Raw genomic sequence first — 17360 nt, forward strand, 5'->3', positions numbered from 1 at the left:
GGGCGGCCCGGCGCGGCGAGCCGGTGCCCACACGGGCGCCGTCGGGCAGGGTGGCCAGGGTCAGGCCGTCGCGGGCGCACAGGGCGTCGTGCGGGTCCTCGCGCGGCGGCACGCAGATGACCTCCAGGCCCTCGACCGGCTGCGTGGGCAGGTCCTTGAAGGAGTGGACCACCAGGTCCACCTCGCCATCCAGGAGCGCGTGGCGCAGCCGGGCCGCGAAGACCCCCACCCCGCCGAGCTGTCGCAGGGGCGTACGGTCGCCGTCGCCGTCCGTGCGCACCGTGACCAGGTCGAGCTCCAGGTTGTCGCAGCCCGGTGCGCGGGCGCCTGCCGCGGCGGCCTGGCGCAGTGCGTCGGCGACCTGCCCGGACTGGGTCAGCGCCAGGCGCGAGCCGCGTGTGCCCAGCCGAAGACGCCGCTCTCGCCCCTCATCGGTGCCCATGCCCATCTCCTCCTCGATACGCCGTTCTCAGTCGCCGCGTTCGTACGTGACGGCCCGTCCTCGTACCTCGGAGGTACGAACCCGCGGTCTAATATACGAACGCGACGAGGACACCGGCCCTGGCTGGTCTCCTCATTCGCCATGCGGACCCACCAGGCGCCCGGCCGCGGTGCGGGCGTGCCCGACGACGGCCGCGATCCCGGTCCCCGCCACCCAGGCCCCGGTGACCTCCAGCCCCGACACCGGTGCCAGCTGCTCCTCCAGGTGTGTCGTGCGCTCCCGGTAGGCGGGCGTCACTGGCGGCAGCGTCCCGTCCCAGCGCACCAGCATGTGATCGATCACCGCCTCCGGCTCGATCCGCACCCCCGTCAGAGCGGCCACGTCGTCCAGCGCCACCGACAGGTCCACCTCCGGGCGCGGCCGACCCGGCCGGCCGTATGACAGGCGCAGTGCGTGGACGTCGGGTCCGTGCAGCGCCCGCAGCTCGGCGCCGACCCACGGCCACTTGGTGCTCAGGTGGGACAGCGCCTTGGCCCGGGCCGGGCAGGGCATCATGCTCGGGGGCGTCCCGCCGGGATCCGTCCCATCCGACGCCATGGTGCCGGCGGAACCGGTGGGCCCTGTCGGTGCCACGAGCAGGCCCGAGCCCACCGGTTCCCCGCCCAGCTCGGGGGCGCGCACCACCAGCGTGAAGCGCGCGATCGGCGCCCCCACCGGCACACTCAGGTCCGTCGCGCTCGCGGGCAGGCCGGGGACGCCCCGCAGCAGCCGCAGCGCGGCGCCCGCCGAGCAGGCCAGGATGACGCGGTCGGTCACCACGACCTCCTCCGCGCCATCCGGCACCGGCTCGTCCGACGGCGTCGGCCCTCGTCGCGTCGGCGCGATCCCCACCCTCCAGGTGGCGGAATCACGCCCGTGCTCGCCGCCGGCCGGCCGGAGCCACTGGGCGCCGATCCGGGTGCGCACGCTTCCGCCGCCGGCCTCAATCGCCTCGCGCAACGCGTCGGTGAGCCGGAACAACCCGCCCTCGACGGCGGCATCCACGCTTCGCCCACCGGCCCCGTCCCGGCGGGCCCGACGCTGCTCCAGCACCGCCGTCGCAGCCGCTCCGAGCGAGCCCAGCTCCGCGGTGGCCCGCCGCAGCCCGGGCACGACGACGTCCGCGGCCAGGTCCTCGGGGCCCGCCGAGTGGATGCCGGCGACGATCGGGCGCACGAGACGGTTCAGGACGCCGGCCCCCATCCGCGCGGTGATGAAGGAGGCCAGGTCCGCCGGGTCGTCGAGGCCGGTGCCCACGGTCCCGGGCAGCTCGGCGTCCTGCGCGGCCCGGCGTGCGGCCGCCTCCCCGATGATGCCCACGACGTCGGGCGCCAGCGGGTTCGCCGGGATCCCCAGGTAGGCGTCGTCGGGAAACCGGTGCAGGGCCCAGCCGGACGGCCCGTCGCCGTCGCCCGGCGTGAGCGGCGGAAGAAAGAGCCGGGGGCGGCCGTGCGGCCCGGTGGCGTGCAGACCGAGCTCGGCCAGCATCGAGGTGGCCGCCTGTCCACGCACCACGAAGCCCTCGGCCCCCAGGTCCATCCGCGCCCCACCGATCCGCCCGGCCGCGACGAGCCCGCCGGTGTAGCCGCGCGCCTCAATGAGCAGCGGTCGCAGCCCGGCGCGCACCAGGTCCCAGGCCGCCGTCAGCCCGGCGATCCCACCGCCGACGACGAGCGCGTCCCACCGCTGCCCCCCGACGTCCTGCCCGCTCACGCCTGCCACCCGGCCAGCGCCACGGCCTCCCAGTCGACTGAGCCGTGCACCCGTGCCACGATCCGCGTGAGCACGTCCGCCTCGGTGTCCGGCGGCACCCCGTGCCCCAGGTTGACCACGTGCCCCGGCGCGGCGCGCCCGGCGGCCAGAAGCGCGTCGACCTCCTCGGCAACCAGCGACCACGGCGCCGCCAGCAGCGCTGGGTCGAGGTTGCCCTGGACGGGACAGGCTCCCGCCTGCGGATCGGCCTGGGCCAGCGCCTCAATGGCCTCGCCCAGCTCGATGCGCTCATCGACACCGATGGCGTCGGCCCCCGCCTGACGCATGAGCCCCAGCAGCCGGGCGGTGCCGGTGCCGAAGTGGATGAGGGGCGGCACCTCCCCCGTGGTGGGGGAGACGGCCTGACGGGCGGCATCCAGAGCGAGCGCCGAGTAGGGCGCCACGCGCTCGCGGTAGGCGCGCGGCGACAGTGAGCCCGCCCAGGAGTCGAAGAGCTGGGCCGCGGCGGCCCCGGCGCGCACCTGCGTGGCGATGAACTCACCGGTCAGGCGTGCGCACCACGTCATGAGCCGGTCCCAGGAGCCGGGGTCGGCGCGCATGAGCGTGCGCGCCGCCAGGTGGTCGCGGCTGGGCCGGCCCTCCACGAGGTAGGCCGCCAACGTGAAGGGCGCCCCGCCGAAGGCGAGCACCGGCGTCCATCCCGTCGCTCCGGCGCTGTGCTCCAGCCCGGCCCGCGCTCGCTCGCTCAGCCCCTCGCGCACCCCCGGCGCCTGCGGGCTGCCCAGCTCGACGACGACGCGGCGCACCGCCTCCTCGATCGCCGCCACCCCCTCAGCGCCGGCCGTGCCTGCCGTGCCCGCTGTGGTCTCCGGACCAGGGCCGTCCCCGAAGCGATGGGCGACCAGCTCGGTCACCTCACGGCCGCTGCGCACCGGGGCGTCCAGCACCGGACCCACGCCCTCCTCGATCCGTACCCTCACGCCCGCCAGGCGCAGCGGCACCATGATGTCGGAGAAGAAGACGGCCGCGTCGACGCCGTGGCGCCGCACCGGCTGCAGGGTCGCTTCGGCCGCGAGCTCCGGATCCAGGCAGGCCTCCAGCATCGGGATGCCGGCGCGCTCCCGCAGTGCGCGGTACTCCGGCAGGGACCGGCCCGCCTGACGCATGAACCACACCGGGGTGCGCTCCGGGCGCCGACCCGCCAACGCCTCCAGGATCGCAGGGGTCGTGGCGGTTCCGACGCCGTCGCCCCGGCTCGCCCCGGCCGCGGCGCCGGTCGAGTCCGGCTCGACCCCCGCCTGCTCGCGCCCCATTGAATTGCGTGAAGTGCCGGTGACGAAATCGCTGTTGTCGGGTGAGGAATGCTGACGCCGCGTGCTTTCCCTGCGATAGGGGAACTGAATGTGAGACATATTCGCCTGCCTCCTGTTAGCAGTGGTCAGAGGGGGTTTATTTCGCATTGTGGCGCGACGTGCCGGGGCGTTGATCGGGTGCTGACAAGGTGTCAGAAATATGATGATGACGCATTGTCTCGACGTTGGAAGTGCGTCGCCGCGCCGCTATTGTGCCCGCACGCTGCAGTGATGTTTCAATAGCGCTCGCTGTGACTACTCATCTCCTCTCCGCCGACCACCGACTGCCGGGCCTCGACGTCGTTGCCCGGCTGGGAGCGGTCGCCCCGGGGCTGGGGCCGGATCTCCTGGAGGCGGTCCCCGCGCTGCGCGGGGTCGTCGTCCTGTCCACCTGCAATCGCCTGGCCCTCCTGATCGACGCCGACTCCTGGGCCGACACCGGCTGCCCGGCAGCCCTCCACCCGCTGCCGGGCTCCGCCGCCCACGGTCATGGCCCGACCTCCCGCGGTTCCACTGCGCATGGCTCCGCCGCCTGCGCCTTACCAACTGAACCCACCGATGCTGCGCCGTCGGATCTGGGTGGGGCCGTCTCCGCCTTCCTCGCCGAGCGCGCGGGCCTGACGCCGGGCGGCCTCCACCTGACCCACCTGTCCGGCGCGGCCGCCCGCCGCGAGATGCTCGCCATCGCCGCGGGCCTGAGCTCGATGGTGGTCGGCGAGGTCCAGATCGCCGGCCAGGTCCGCCGCGCCGCTGAGACCGCCGCAGCCGAGGGCACACTCAGCCCCGAGCTCGTGCGGGTCATCGAGCGCGCCTCGGCCACCTCCCGTCGCGTCGCTCACGAGACCGCCCTGTCCGGCTCGGGGCGCAGTGTCGTCGCCATCGGCGTCGAGCAGGCGGCCGCCCATCTGCCACCTCTGAGTGAGTGCCGTGCCCTCATCATCGGAACCGGCTCCTATGCCGGCGCCACCGTCGCGGCCCTGCGCGCACGGGGCCTGGACGACATCGCCGTCTACTCCGCCTCCAACCGCGCCCAGGCCTTCGCCGCCGGCCACGACCTGCGGGCCGTGCCCGCGGGCTCCCTGGCCGAGGCCGTGGACCGGGCCGACCTCGTCGTCACCTGCCGCGGGGTGGGCGGGCCGGTGCTGACGGCCGACGTCGTCGCCCCCATCGCCGCCGGCCGGCTCCGCTCGACCGGGAGCGCCGGCCGTCCCCTGGTCATCCTCGACCTGGCCCTGACCCGCGACGTCGACGAGGCCGTCCGCACCCTGACCGGCGTCGTCCACCTCGACCTTCCCGGCGTACGCGACGCCGTCCCCGACGCCGAGGCCCAACAGGTCGACGCCGCCCGCGTCATCGTCGACGCCGAGGCCGACGACTTCGAACGCGCCCTGGCCGGGCGCAGCATGGATCCGCTCATCACCGCCCTGAGATCGCACGTCGGCAAGGTCGTCACGGAGGAGATCGAGCGTCTGCGGCCGCTGCAGTCCCGGCTGCCGGCCTCGACCGTGCCCTCGGTGGACGGGCGGGCCGACGTCCGTGTGGTCACCGGTGGCGGGGTAGTCCGTGCGAATGGCGCGCCCGGGGCCGTCAGCGCCACCGCCATCGCGGTGACCGCTCCCGAGACCGCCTCAGAGGCCGTCCCTCAGACCCTCGCCGACTCTGTGGACGAACCGGTCATCACCCTGGCCCAGGCCGAGCGCGCCCTGCACCACCTGGCGGCTCGTCTCCTCCACCAGCCCACCGTCATGGCCCGCCGCGCCGGTCAGGAGGGCCGCGAGGAGGCCTACCGGCAGGCGCTCGAGCTCGTTCTCGGCCCGGATTCTGTAGGAGGAACACATGACTGAGACCGGCCAGACCTTCCCGCCGTCCGCTGGTGGCCTCGCCGCAGGCCGGTCCGGCGTCCCGGAGGCCGTTCCCGCCGACCTGCCCGTGAGTGTTCCCGCGGCGGACCCGCTGGCCCCCTACGACGCCGTCCTCCTGCTGTCCTACGGCGGCCCGCGCCGCAGTGAGGACGTCCTGCCCTTCATGCGCAACGCCACCGCCGGCCGCGGTGTGCCCGACTCGCGTCTCCTGGAGGTATCCGGCCACTACCAGGGCTTCGGCGGGGCCTCCCCGATCAATGCGCGCAACGCCGAGCTGCGCGACGCCCTCCAGGCCCGTCTGGCCGAGCGCGGCTCATCGCTGCCGATCGTCGTCGGCAACCGCAACTGGCACCCCTTCGTCAGTCAGGCCCTGCGCGAGCTGGCCGACGCCGGAGCCCGCCACATCCTGGCCCTGCCCACCGCGGCCTTCGGGTCCTACTCAGGGTGCCGCCAGTACCGCGAGGACCTGGCCGGGGCCGTCGCCCTGCTCGCCGCCGGTGCGGACGGGGCCACCGGTGACGGATTCGAGGCCGACGCCGCCGCCCGGGTCGGCGGGGACGGCGGCGGTCCCGTTGACCTCACCGTGGACAAGACGCGCCCCTACTACAACACCTCCGGGCTGCTGCAGGCCAACGTCGACGCCATCGTCGAGGCCTACGGCAGGCTCGCCGAACAAGGGGTGTCCGCCGCCGACGTGCGCCTCGTCCTCGTCACCCACTCCATCCCCCTGGGCATGGAGGCCGGCTCCGCCCCGGGCCCCGACGACTCCCCGGAGCCGGTCAATGCGGGACAGCCCTCCGGGCAGCGCGAGCCCGGTGTCGCCGCCGACCTGTCTACAGAGGTCTCCTACGTCGCTCAGCACGAGGCGCTCGTCGAGGCGCTCGTGCCCGAGATTGCCCGCCGCCTCGGGCTGGAGACGGTGGAGGCGGACCTCGTCTACTGCTCGCGCTCCGGCCCACCCCAGGCCCGCTGGCTCGAGCCTGACGTCAACGACCACCTTGAGGCCCTGGCTGCCGGCCACCTGACTGATGGGGGTCCGGTAGGGCGACCTGGGGGCGTCGTCGTGGCCCCCTTCGGCTTCATCTCCGACCACATGGAGGTCGTCTTCGACCTCGACACCGAGGCCGCCCAGACCGCCCGCGACCTGGGGATGCCGTATGCGCGCGCCGCCACTGTCGGCACCCACCCGGCCTTTGTCGACTCCCTCATCGACATCCTCATCGAGCGGGCCGGCGTCGCCCGCGGTGAGGACGTCCACCCCGCCTCGACCACCGGCGTCGGCCCCTTCCACACCGTCTGTCCGCCCTCCTGCTGCCGCTCCGGCGCCCGCCACCCCGGTCACCACGGGGCCGACGATGCGACCGGCGAGCACGCCGCCGGGCACCAACCGGCCATGAGCAGGCCGTGACCGGATACCGACCAGCACCCGCTGACCATCGTCGACCCCGATAGCCTCAAGCCCAGCAGCTCCGCAAGGACGAAGGAGAAGAAATGAGCACCGACACCCACAGCCAGCACAGCGCCCGGGGTGGCCACGGCGGCCACCCCGGCGAGGGTGGCCTGCACCGCTTCGAGGACGAGGAGCGCCGCCCCCATCGCGACCCGCGCGACGCCACCGACGTCGACCTCGAGGCCATCAACAATCAGTACCACTACACCCTCTACGCCGTCTTCCGCCTGACCCGTCCGCTGCCCGCCTCTCAGCCCGAGCGCGAGCAGCTCCTGGGGGAGAGCGCCGACTTCACCGAGGCCGGCGGCGTGACGACGCGCGGTTGGTACGACGTCGGAGGCCTGCGTGCCGATGCCGACCTGCTCGTGTGGTGGCTCGACGACGACCCCGAGGTCCTCCAGGACGCCTACCACCGCCTGCGCGGCAGCGCGCTGGGCCGCTACCTGGAACCGGTGTGGTCCTGCATGGGGCTGCACACGCCCGCCGAGTTCAACCCCCGCCACGTGCCGGCCTGCCTGGCCGGGGTGGCGCCGCGGGACTGGGTCATGGTCTACCCGTTCGTGCGCTCCTACGAGTGGTACCTGCTCGACCCCGAGGAGCGCTCGCGCATGATGGCCCAGCACGGTCGCCACGGCTTCTCCAAGTACCCCGACGTCAAGGGCTCGACCCTGTCGACCTTCGGTCTGAGCGACTACGAGTGGATCCTCGGCTTCGAGGCCGACACCCTCGACCGCCTCGAGGGGGTGCTGCACCACCAGCGCTACACGGACGCGCGCATGCACGTGCGCGTGGACACGCCCTTCTACACCGGGCGCCGCGTCAGCCCTCAGCAGTGGGCCGAGCGCCAGCCCTGGGCCTGACCTCCCCACCGACCACGATGTTCGACGCCGCAACCTGACCAACCTGGTTGACCATGTCGTCTCTCCCCGGGAGCATCGATGTATGAGGACGGTGAAGGTTCAGGAGGCGAAGACGCATCTGTCGGCGCTGCTGGTGGAAGTCGAGCAGGGGCGACCATCAATATCGCCCGAGGACGTCAGACGGTGGCGCGGCTGGTTCCGGTCGGGACGGGTGAGCGGGAGCTGGGCTTCGGCGGCTATCAGTTGCCGGACACATTCTTCGACGACCTGCCTGAGGAGGAGCTGAGCGTCTGGGAGGGTGCGTGAACGGCTACCTGCTCGACACGCACGCACTCATATGGGCGATCAATGAACCGTCACGCTTAGGTGACCGGGCTGCTGAGGTGCTGCGAGACCGCGGGAACCTCCTGGTGGTCTCTGCTGCCAGCGCGTGGGAGCTGCACACCAAGCATCGTATTGGGAAGTTGTCCGGCTTGAAGGTCCTGTGGTAACCGGCCGTTCCTGGCTGACGTCGTTGGGGACGTTCGACGCCGTCGGAGAACGTTCTTCCGCGGCCGGGGGCTGTTCGCGCGTACGGGGGTGGGAGTCCTGCACCCGTACGCGTGACATGCCCCTGTCGGTGGAGGGGGTCCGGTGCGTGCGCATCCTTCCATCGTCGGTGGAGCCGAAAGGCGGGCTTCCGGCGACGAACGTCGAGCGTGCTCGTGATCTTCGCGGTACTGTCGACGGGTTGGTTTCCGCCGGGTTGAATCCGGCTGACTGGGAGGAGCCCCTGTGGCACGTGCCGAGACTCGTCTCGCGGACCGATCTGGAGCTCGACGTCGGGCTGCCGTGCTGGGCTGCCTGCTGCTGACCGGCGCGCTCGCCCTGACCGGCTGCTCGCCGCACAGTTCCAAGCCCGGTGGCAAGGATGTCGCGAGTGGATCGGGCACTGCTAGAAGCTCGACGTCGGTGCCCTCGGGCGTCGCCACGGCGTCGGGCAGCGCCGGCCCCGTCACGGCGGCCTCCCTGTCCGACCCCAAGCTCGGCTACACCGTCACCACCATCCCCGCCGGCCTGGACGTCAGTCAGGTCGAGATCCTCAAGGACTTCGTGGCCTACGACCAGATGTCCTGGAGACTGTGGGTCAGCGGTGGTCAGGACACGGGCCAGCTGTCCACCGTCGCCACCGGCAACCTTCAGCAGCAGCTCACCAATGATGCCGCCGGCATGAAGAGCAAGGGTGAGAAGGCCAGGACCCCGGTGAGAGTGGCGGTCTCCGAGGTCGCCATGAGTGCTGACGGTCAGAGTGCCACCGTCTCCTACTGCGTGGACATGACGAAGGTGACCTATGTGGACACGCAGGGCAAGGACGTCACCGAGCCGAGCATCCAGGCCCAGATCCCCGCGAGGAACACGATGGTGCCCGGCAGCAACGGGCGCTGGTTGGCCTCGGAGGAAGAGGAGACCGGCGAGCCGAACTCCTGCTCGGTCGGCTGACAAGGAAACGGCCCGGAAGGTGAGCGAAGTTCTCAACTCAGTCGGCTCGCGGTGGTATCCATGGGCCGTCGGCCTACCCGAGAAGCGCGTCCGTGCAGGTGAGCCGGGGTTCCAAGTGAGGCTTGGCTTGCCTGTGAATCATAAGTAACACCCACAAGGGTTGGTGAAGTAGTAAGGTAATAGCCATGAACGCAGACACCATGACCACCCCGTCCATCAACCTTTCCTTCACCGCCTCCGCCGCCCTGAGCGACAACCTCCAGCGCGTCCTGACCGACCTCATTGCCCTCGAGCTCGTCGGCAAGCAGATCCACTGGAACGTCGTCGGCCCGAACTTCCGCGACATCCACCTCAACCTGGACGACGTCGTCGACATCGCCCGCGAGGGCTCCGACGAGGTCGCCGAGCGTATGCGCGCCATCAACGCCGTCCCTGACGGCCGCCCGGCCACCATCGCCGCTGCCACCACCGTTCCGGCCGCCCCTGAGGGCGAGATCCTCACCGGCGAGGGCGTGGCCTACATCGTCTCCGCCATCGAGGCCGTCGTCGCCACCCTGCGCGGCGTGGACGAGGACGTCGACTCCGAGGACCCGACCTCCTCCGGCATCGTCGAGGACCTCATCGGCAAGCTCGAGCAGCAGGCCTGGTTCCTCTCCTCCGAGGTCCGCAAGCCCGTGCGCTGAGCCCGAGGCTCGCGCCGACGCGCTGACTCCATCACGTGGGGTCCACCTCCTGACGAGGTGGACCCCACGTTCTTGTCCTCGTCCTGTCTCGGCCGGCTCTCGCGCCCCTCAGGCCCGCCAGTCGCCGAGTGCCCCCTCCAGGCAACCGAGTGCGGCGTCGACCAGGCTGTGCCGCTGCTCGGCCGGGCAGCCGGCGCGCACCCAGCGCAGGCAGGCGTCGTCGAGGAAGCCCAGGTAGCCCCAGAAGGCGAAGTCGTCTCGGTGTCCCCGGCCGCCGCCGACGACGTCGGACAGTGCTGCCACCGCCGCCTCGCGGGCCGCCTGGCGCACCTGGGCCGCCTCGCCCGGCTCGTGCCCGGCCAGGATCTGGTAGGCCATCCAGCCGGGGGAGCGCTCCGCGATGAAGTCCAGGTAGGTCAGGATCGAGGTGCGCACGCGGTCGCGCGCCGAGGAGTCCGGCGGCAGGGCGTCGTCGGCCTGTCGGGTGCGCTCGGCGAGCTCGTCGGTGGCGCGCTGAAGGACCTGGGCGTAGATGCCGGCCTTGCTGACGAAGTACTTGTGCACCAGGGCCTCGGAGGCGTGGGCCTCATCGGCGATCGCGGCCAGGGAGACCTCCTCGTACGGGCGGCTCGCGAAGGCGCGGCTCGCCGCAGTCAGGATGAGCTCGCGGCGCTCGGTGGGGTCCATGCGCAGGCGTGGGCGCTTGTCGGTACGGGACGGCACCTTGACATGCTATCGGGTGCCACGGCACTCTTGGAGACATGACTAGTGAGTCAACTGGAATAAGCCGTCCCGCAACACCCGCCTGGGTTGATCACGCCATCTGGTGGCAGGTCTACCCCCTCGGCGCCACCGGTGCCCCTATCCGCCCCGAGCCGGGTGCACTTCTGACCGAGCCCGACGCCGCACCGCGCCTGGACCGCCTGACGCCCTGGCTCGACTACGCCGTCGAGCTCGGCGCCAACGGCCTGTCGCTCGGGCCGATCTTCGCTTCATCCACCCACGGCTACGACACCACCGACCACCTGCGCATCGACCCCCGCCTGGGCGATGACGCCGCCTTCGACCGCCTCGCCGAGGCCTGCCGCGCCCGAGGCCTGTCCCTCATGCTCGACGGCGTCCTCGGGCACGTCGGCACCGAGCACCCCCTGTTCCGGGCCGCCCGCGCCGGGGGAGAGGAGCGCGGCCTCTTCCGCTTCGACGACGCGGCAGCCGGAGCGGGAGGCGGACGGACCGGCCCCGGCTACGCCACCTTCGAGGGGCACGAGTCGCTGGCCGCCCTCAACCACGACTCCGCCGAGGTGCGCGACCTGGCCGTGCGGGTCCTCACCCACTGGCTCGACCGCGGTGCGAGCGCCTGGCGCCTGGACGCCGCCTATGCCGTCGACCCCGCCTTCTGGGCCGGCGTCCTGCCGGTCGTGCGCGAGCGCCACCCCGACGCCTGGTTCATGGGTGAGGTCATCCACGGCGACTACACCGGCTTCGTGGAGGCCTCCACCGTGGACACCGTCACCCAGTACGAGCTGTGGAAGGCGACCTGGAGCTCGCTGGCCGACGTCAACTTCTACGAGCTCGACTGGTGTCTCAAGCGCCATAACGAGCTGCTGGAGAGCTTCATCCCGGCCACCTTCGTCGGCAACCACGACGTCACCCGGGTCGCCAGCAAGGCCGGAGCCGGTGGGGCGGCGCTCGCTGTCGCCCTGCTCATGACCGTGGGCGGCGTGCCCAGCGTCTACTACGGGGACGAGCAGGCCTTCCGCGGCGTCAAGACCGAGACCCTCGGTGGCGACGACGAGGTCCGCCCCGCCCTGCCGGCCGCGCCCTCCGGGCTTGCGCCGCAGGGTGCCTGGATGCTGCGGCTCCATCAGGACCTCATCGGGCTGCGGCGCCGCCACCCCTGGCTCGTGCGTGCCCGCACCGAGGTCACCGAGCTGGACAACCCGCGGCTGTCCTACGACGCCGTCGGCGAGGAGGGGCAGCGGCTGCACGTGAGCCTCAGCCTGGAGCCGGCACCGCGCGCCGAGGTGCGTGCGCCAGGAGAGGAGCCGCTCGTCGTCGAGCCGCCCGCGGAGTGACGACCTCTCACGCCGGCCGGTGCCATCGACGCGTACGGGGACGGATCTTCTGTTCCCGTACGCGCGGTATGTCTCCGGCCGGTGCGGCCTCAGACGTCGGCGGGGTCGGGGGGAGCGGTGCGGAACCGGCGTCGGTAGGCCGACGGCGTCGTAGTGAGCGCCCGGGTGAAGGCCTGCCGCAGGGTAACCGTGCTACCGAAGCCGCAGGCCGAGGCAACCTGTTCGATCGCCAGGTCCGTGCTCTCCAGGAGCCGCTGTGCCTCGCGCACCCGCTGGGCGCGTATCCAGGTCGCCGGCGCGGTCCCGGTCGCCTCGCTGAAGGCCCGGATGAAGGAGCGGGTGCTCATCTGCGCCGTCCTCGCCAGCCGCTCCACCGACAGCGGCTCGCTCAGGTGCTCCAGCGCCCAGGCCACCGTGCGGCCGATCGGGTCGTCGGCGCGCCGTGGCACTGGCCGCTCGATGTACTGGGCTTGTCCGCCCTCGCGATGCGGCGCGATGACGAGCTGGCGCGCGACCTCGTTGGCGGCCCGCGCCCCCAGCCGCGCACGCACCAGGTGGAGACATGCGTCCAGGCCCGACGCCGCACCAGCCGAGGTCAGGATGTCGCCGTGGTCGATGTACAGGACCGACTCGTCCAGAGCGATCTCCGGGTGCTCACGCGCCAGTGGCTCGAAGGCCCGCCAGTGCGTCACCGCCCGGCGCTCACCGATGAGGCCGGCCTCAGCCAGCGGGATCGCCCCCAGGCACAGGCCGACGACGCTCGCGCCCCGGCATGCGCCTCATCCAGCAGTGAGCACAGCTCCCTTCCCGCAGCGCGCCCGTCGGCGAACCACGCCGGTACCACGACGACGTCGGCCTCCCCCGCCGGCTCCGGACCGCTGAGGCCGCTGAGGACATAGCCCTCCGAGGTGCGGATGGAGCGGGTGGGCGGCAAGGAGGGCACGGGCGCCGGATCCTCCCGGTGCGTCGGTGGTGTGGGAGTCCCGGTGCTCACGGCGGCCTCGGGACCCGTGGCGCCCTCCGCGGGTGCGGCCGTCTCGGAGGCAGTGGTGAACAGTGAGACCTGCCAGTCCGCCAGCCCCAGCCGTCTCACGGTCCCGAAGACCATCTGGGGGATCGACAGATGGAACATGGTGATGCCGTCGAAGGCGTAGACGGCGATGTGCATGAGGCCTCCCTGGACGCGTCCTGCCCTGCGCCGCATCGGTGCACCGGAGCAGATTGGCGTGAAATCATCGGTGAACAGCGTACGTGCCGCTGGTGGGCGTCGGTCCGGCCGCACATCCTGGTTGTCACCACGCAACCGCCGCGCCAAGGCGCACACCTATGGAGACACCGTGACTGATCGCGATGAACTGATCCGAACCGCCCCTCGCCGGGCGCTTGTCCTCGTCGACGTGCAGAACGAGTACACCCACCTGCCGCTGCGCATCCGCTACCCGAGCCTGAGCGACTGCCTGAAGCGGATCGAGAGGGCACTCGATGCCGCCGAGAACGCCGGACTCCCGGTGGTCTGCGTGCAGCACGCCGGTCCGCCCGGCGGCGCGATCTTCACCCCCGGCGGGAAGGGCTTCGAGCTATGCCCGTGCGTTGAGCGCCGGCGGACCTCGCAGTGGAAGTGCGTCGTCAAGCGCCGCGGGTCGATCTACGCGGGAACAGACCTCGCCGCATGGCTGCACGAGCAGGACGTTGACACCGTGACGCTCGCCGGATTCATGGCGAACAACTGTGTCCTGGCCTCAGCGGCCTGGGGTGAGACGATCGGCCTGAAGACGGAGGTGCTCTCCGACGCCGTCGGCGCCATCAACCTGCGCAACTGCGCCGGAGAGGCGGATGCGCGCACGGTCCACGCCACCCTGATGGCGCTGCTGCACTCCAACTGGGCGGCGGTGGCCGCCACTGATGACTGGTGCCGGGCGCTCGGCCGTGGCGGGCCGCTGCCGCGCAGCAATCTCGTCGCCTCCGCGATGGCTCCATTCTGATGTGGTCCCAGTTGGAGAGTGATGGGTCGGCTGTGGACATGTCAGGTGGCTCTGTCGCAATGATGGGGAGCCACCCGGTTGCAGCCGGATGACTCCCTCGGCAAGAGTTCGGTTGTAGCCGATCCACTTGCTGAGGGCATCCACAAGGACGCCAACGGCCCGGACAAGGCGAGCGACAGCGTTGAGGATTTCGCTCATCTTCCGGGCCGCCGCCTTTGTCCCTGCGGATGCGTGTACGTCGATCTTGACCCTCACGTAACGTGAGGGACGAGGCTGTCCGCATGAGTACTTTCAACGCATTCGAGATGAGCCCTGTCCCCGCGCCCAGTGAGGACGCCCAACCGCCCGAGCCCTTCCGCGGCATCTACGGCATGCCGATGTTCGTGACCGTTCCGACGTCGGACCTGGACGCCTCGGTCGACTTCTGGACGGAGGCGCTGGGCTTCATCACTCTGTTCAGCATTCCCGGCCAGCTGGTGCACCTGCGCCGCTGGGCCTTCCAGGACGTCCTCCTGGTGCCGACGCCGCAGGAGCCCACCCCAGCCGCCGGCCCCTCGATGAGCGTCAGCTTCTCCTGCGTCCTGTCCCAGGTCGACGAGATCGCCGCGGCCTGCGAGCAGCGCCGGCCGGGCAGCGTCACCGGTCCGCGCATCACGCCGTGGAACTCCTGCGAGGTCGAGGTCATCACCCCCGAGGGCGTGCGCGTCGTCCTCACTGCCGCCAGGCCCCTGGACCCGCACGGTGAGCAGGCCGAGGACCTCCGGCGCATCGGCATCGAGGTTCCCGAGGTCTGACCCCAGCTGCCTCGCCTCTCTTGCGGCCAGGGGCATTCGACGCCGTCGGGTGCAGTCTGCGCGTGCGGGGACAGAAATCCAGTCCCCGCGCGCAGACCGCAGCCGGCCGGAGCGGGGCGCACCCGACCGCGCAGGATGTCCCCGTCTGGGTGGCGGGCGGCGTCAGGAGGCGGGGTGGAATCGGGCACCCGACGTCGGGTCGGCCAGCCATGCCAGCGCAGCCTCGATGCGTCCGGGTGTCGACTTCAGCAGTGGCTGAGGCAGTGCGTCCGGCTCGAACCAGCCCACGTGCGTGGACTCGTCGTCGGCCACATGGGCGCCGGCCGCGGTGCCGGCCCGTGCCCGCCCCACGAAGTTGATGTCCATGAACACGCAGTTGTCCCCGTTGGGGAAGGCGAAGGGATCCCCCGCGGTCACGCTCGTGAGCGCCAGCACCTCCACGTCCACTCCGGTCTCCTCCAGGCACTCGCGCCGGATCGCCACTGCGGGCTGCTCGCCGGGCTCGGGGATGCCGGAGACGACCGCCCATCGTCCGTTGTCGGCGCGCCGCCCCAGGAGGATCCGGTCCGCCTCATCGACGACGACGATGCTCACCCCCGGCAGCCACAGCATGTCGTGCCCGATCTTCTGTCGCAGGGAGACGATGAACTCAGGAGTCGCCATACCGTGAGCCTAGACGATCACTCACCACCGAGGAGGCCGGCAGTCACCAGGTGCCTGCACGTACTCAACGCAACCCCAGCACAACAGAATCTTCATAGACGACACGGTTTCGCGTCGTCTATGAAGATTCTGTCGAAGTGGGTGGGTGGGGCGCATCCCCGCTCAGCTCGGCGCGGCCCGTCCCTGCCAGTTCGATGCGCCCCGCCTGCTCGCCTACACGAGCATGGCGACGATGAACCTTGCGACTGCCGCCATCACCCAGGCGGTGACGAACATGTAGCTGTAGGCGATGACCGGCCACTTCCAGGTCCCGGTCTCGCGGCGCATCGCTGCGGCCGTGGACATGCACTGGAGGGCGTAGACGAAGAACACGAGGATCGCCGCGATCGTGGCTGGGTTGAACAGCTGGTCCCCGGTCTTGTTGGTCAGCGTGTCCTGCTGGTAGGTCATGGTGGCCAGGTGCGCGCTGGGCTGCTCGGGGTCCTCGGCGGCGGCGATCTGGCCGAGTGTGGCCACGAAGGTCTCGCGCGCGGCCAGCGAGGACAGGATCGCTACGTTGATGCGCCAGTCGAAGCCCAGCGGCTCGAACACCGGCTGAACCGTCTTGCCGATCGCCGCGCCCCAGGAGTTGTCCATCGTGTAGGAGGTCTTCTGGGCGTCCAGCAGCTTGTCGAGCTCCTCGGGGTCGGTGACGGTCTGGCCGTCGTCACCCTTGACGGTGGACGAGGCCGGGTCCTCCACCGCCGTCGAGACGGCCGCACACTCGGCGTTGGCGGTGCAGTAGGCATCGAACTGCTCGTCGGAGCGCATCGGCATATTGAGCAGCACCCATAGGACGAGCGTGGTCAGGGTGATGACGGTGCCGGCCTTCTTCACGAAGCCCTTGCAGGCGTCCCACACCATGAGTGCCACGGCGCGTGGCCGTGGCAGCCGATAGGGCGGCATCTCCATGTAGAAGGGCAGGAGCACCCCGCCGCGGTCGGTGAGGCGCTTGACCGCCCAGGCGGCCGCCATCGCGGAGACGGCTCCCAGCAGGTAGAGGGCGAACATGACGGTGCCGCGTGCTCCCAGAGGCCCGATCTTGGCGTCACCGGGCACCGTGAGGGAGGTGAGCAGGACGTAGACGGGCAGGCGTGCCGAGCAGGTCATGAGCGGGGCGGCCAGCATCGTGGCTACGCGGTCCTTGGCGCTGGGAAGCGTGCGGGTGGCCATGATTCCGGGGATCGCGCAGGCGAAGGAGGACAGGAGGGCCACGAAGGCCCGTCCCTCCAGCCCGGCTCGGCTCATGATCTTGTCCATGAGGAAGGCCGCCCGTGACATGTACCCCACGCCTTCGAGGAAGGCGATGATGAGGAACATGATGATGATCTGAGGGATGAAGGTGAGCACCGCGCCCACGCCCCCGATGAGACCGTCGCCCAGGAGACCTGCCAACAGGGGGTGGGAGTCGTCCAACCACCCGTGGACCAGCTGGCCCAGCGCGCTGAATCCTCCTTCGACGGCGTCCTGGAGGGGTGCGGCCCAGGTGAAGATGGCCTGGAAGAAGGCGTACATGATGGCGAAGAACACCAGGGAGCCCAGGATCGGGTGGAGGAGCACCCGGTCGACGGCTGCCGTCACGCGATCCTGCTGGGGTGCCTCGTAGTCGGCAGCGGCCAGGATCGAGTCGGCCCAGGAGGCGACCTCGCCGCCCGCCGACGGCGGAGGCAGCGGCGGACGCTGCCAGTGGGCGACCTCAGTGAGGCGTTCGCGCAGTTCGGGCATGCCGATGCCGCGGTTGCCGACCACCCGCACGGCCGGGATCCCCAAAGCCTGCCCCAGGGCGGCCACGTCGAGGCGTCCGAAGCGCCGCGTGAGCTCATCGGTCATGGTGACCACGAGGCAGGTGGGCAGGTCCAGGGCGAGTGCCTCCGCCACGAAGTTCATCCCTCGCCGTAGCGTTGTGGCATCGACGACGACGACCAGG

General features: G+C 71.3%; 16 protein-coding genes and 2 pseudogenes. 10 read left to right on the forward strand and 8 right to left on the reverse strand.

The features are described 5' to 3' along the window. The 3 genes and pseudogenes from HMPREF9056_RS04765 to HMPREF9056_RS04775 all read right to left on the reverse strand — a co-directional run. Nucleotides 1–442: pseudogene (locus HMPREF9056_RS04765) on the reverse strand (hydroxymethylbilane synthase); the annotation flags it as partial. Between the two features lie 132 nt (nucleotides 443–574). Then, nucleotides 575–2194, reverse strand: a complete 1620-nt coding sequence (locus tag HMPREF9056_RS04770; RefSeq protein ID WP_034513879.1) for an NAD(P)/FAD-dependent oxidoreductase — start codon at nucleotides 2192–2194, stop codon at nucleotides 575–577. Next, complete coding sequence (locus HMPREF9056_RS04775; RefSeq protein WP_253269937.1) at nucleotides 2191–3606, reverse strand: uroporphyrinogen decarboxylase; 1416 nt, start codon at nucleotides 3604–3606, stop codon at nucleotides 2191–2193. Before HMPREF9056_RS04775 ends, HMPREF9056_RS04770 begins: the two co-directional genes overlap by 4 nt. 191 nt (nucleotides 3607–3797) lie before the next feature. On the opposite strand from HMPREF9056_RS04775, the gene HMPREF9056_RS04780 reads away from it, so the two are divergent. From HMPREF9056_RS04780 to HMPREF9056_RS04810, 7 genes and pseudogenes are all read left to right on the forward strand, one after another. Next, a complete protein-coding gene (locus tag HMPREF9056_RS04780; protein ID WP_009403356.1) occupies nucleotides 3798–5390 on the forward strand; it encodes a glutamyl-tRNA reductase in 1593 nt (530 codons plus the stop codon). Then, nucleotides 5383–6816 carry a ferrochelatase gene (locus HMPREF9056_RS04785; RefSeq protein WP_009403357.1) on the forward strand — a complete coding sequence of 478 codons (1434 nt, stop codon included), beginning with the start codon at nucleotides 5383–5385 and terminating at the stop codon, nucleotides 6814–6816. The genes HMPREF9056_RS04780 and HMPREF9056_RS04785 overlap by 8 nt, the downstream gene beginning before the upstream one ends. An 83-nt stretch (nucleotides 6817–6899) precedes the next feature. After that, nucleotides 6900–7718 carry a hydrogen peroxide-dependent heme synthase gene (gene hemQ / locus HMPREF9056_RS04790; RefSeq protein WP_009403358.1) on the forward strand — a complete coding sequence of 273 codons (819 nt, stop codon included), beginning with the start codon at nucleotides 6900–6902 and terminating at the stop codon, nucleotides 7716–7718. Between the two features lie 78 nt (nucleotides 7719–7796). Then, entirely contained in the window at nucleotides 7797–8024 is a 228-nt protein-coding gene (locus tag HMPREF9056_RS04795; protein WP_253269938.1) for a hypothetical protein, read from the forward strand. Further along, a pseudogene (locus HMPREF9056_RS14975) lies at nucleotides 8021–8185 on the forward strand (PIN domain-containing protein); the annotation flags it as partial. The gene HMPREF9056_RS04795 and the pseudogene HMPREF9056_RS14975, both read left to right, overlap by 4 nt. A gap of 307 nt (nucleotides 8186–8492) precedes the next feature. Beyond that, the gene (locus HMPREF9056_RS04805) at nucleotides 8493–9197 is read left to right on the forward strand and encodes a hypothetical protein (protein WP_034513860.1); all 705 of its coding nucleotides are present in this window, start codon (nucleotides 8493–8495) and stop codon (nucleotides 9195–9197) included. 185 nt (nucleotides 9198–9382) lie between these two features. Continuing rightward, nucleotides 9383–9880 carry a Dps family protein gene (locus HMPREF9056_RS04810; RefSeq protein ID WP_009403363.1) on the forward strand — a complete coding sequence of 166 codons (498 nt, stop codon included), beginning with the start codon at nucleotides 9383–9385 and terminating at the stop codon, nucleotides 9878–9880. Nucleotides 9881–9988: 108 nt separating this feature from the next. On the opposite strand, the gene HMPREF9056_RS04815 is transcribed toward HMPREF9056_RS04810, so the two are convergent. Beyond that, nucleotides 9989–10603: a TetR/AcrR family transcriptional regulator gene (locus HMPREF9056_RS04815; RefSeq protein ID WP_034513862.1), complete on the reverse strand. Its 615-nt coding sequence runs from the start codon at nucleotides 10601–10603 to the stop codon at nucleotides 9989–9991. 38 nt (nucleotides 10604–10641) lie between these two features. Between HMPREF9056_RS04815 and HMPREF9056_RS04820 the strand changes: the two genes are divergently transcribed. Beyond that, nucleotides 10642–11955 (forward strand): alpha-amylase family protein, encoded by a 1314-nt coding sequence (locus tag HMPREF9056_RS04820; protein ID WP_009403365.1) that lies wholly within the window; start codon nucleotides 10642–10644, stop codon nucleotides 11953–11955. 89 nt (nucleotides 11956–12044) lie between these two features. Here HMPREF9056_RS04820 and HMPREF9056_RS14620 read toward each other — a convergent pair whose 3' ends face one another. Both HMPREF9056_RS14620 and HMPREF9056_RS14625 read right to left on the reverse strand, forming a co-directional pair. Next, the gene (locus tag HMPREF9056_RS14620; RefSeq protein WP_009403366.1) at nucleotides 12045–12647 is read right to left on the reverse strand and encodes a helix-turn-helix domain-containing protein; all 603 of its coding nucleotides are present in this window, start codon (nucleotides 12645–12647) and stop codon (nucleotides 12045–12047) included. Next, nucleotides 12644–13123 carry a conserved domain protein gene (locus HMPREF9056_RS14625; protein ID WP_009403367.1) on the reverse strand — a complete coding sequence of 160 codons (480 nt, stop codon included), beginning with the start codon at nucleotides 13121–13123 and terminating at the stop codon, nucleotides 12644–12646. The genes HMPREF9056_RS14620 and HMPREF9056_RS14625 overlap by 4 nt, the downstream gene beginning before the upstream one ends. Before the next feature lie 169 nt (nucleotides 13124–13292). On the opposite strand from HMPREF9056_RS14625, the gene HMPREF9056_RS04830 reads away from it, so the two are divergent. Next, nucleotides 13293–13937: an isochorismatase family protein gene (locus HMPREF9056_RS04830; RefSeq protein WP_009403368.1), complete on the forward strand. Its 645-nt coding sequence runs from the start codon at nucleotides 13293–13295 to the stop codon at nucleotides 13935–13937. Nucleotides 13938–14218: 281 nt separating this feature from the next. After that, the gene (locus HMPREF9056_RS04835) at nucleotides 14219–14731 is read left to right on the forward strand and encodes a VOC family protein (RefSeq protein WP_009403369.1); all 513 of its coding nucleotides are present in this window, start codon (nucleotides 14219–14221) and stop codon (nucleotides 14729–14731) included. Nucleotides 14732–14893: 162 nt separating this feature from the next. On the opposite strand, the gene HMPREF9056_RS04840 is transcribed toward HMPREF9056_RS04835, so the two are convergent. Both HMPREF9056_RS04840 and HMPREF9056_RS04845 read right to left on the reverse strand, forming a co-directional pair. Continuing rightward, entirely contained in the window at nucleotides 14894–15394 is a 501-nt protein-coding gene (locus HMPREF9056_RS04840; protein WP_009403370.1) for an NUDIX domain-containing protein, read from the reverse strand. Between the two features lie 213 nt (nucleotides 15395–15607). Further along, a partial coding sequence (locus HMPREF9056_RS04845) for a ferrous iron transporter B (protein ID WP_253269939.1) occupies nucleotides 15608–17360 on the reverse strand: 1753 nt, incomplete at its 5' end.

This window comes from Actinomyces sp. oral taxon 170 str. F0386, assembly GCF_000195595.1.
Classification (GTDB): domain Bacteria; phylum Actinomycetota; class Actinomycetes; order Actinomycetales; family Actinomycetaceae; genus Actinomyces.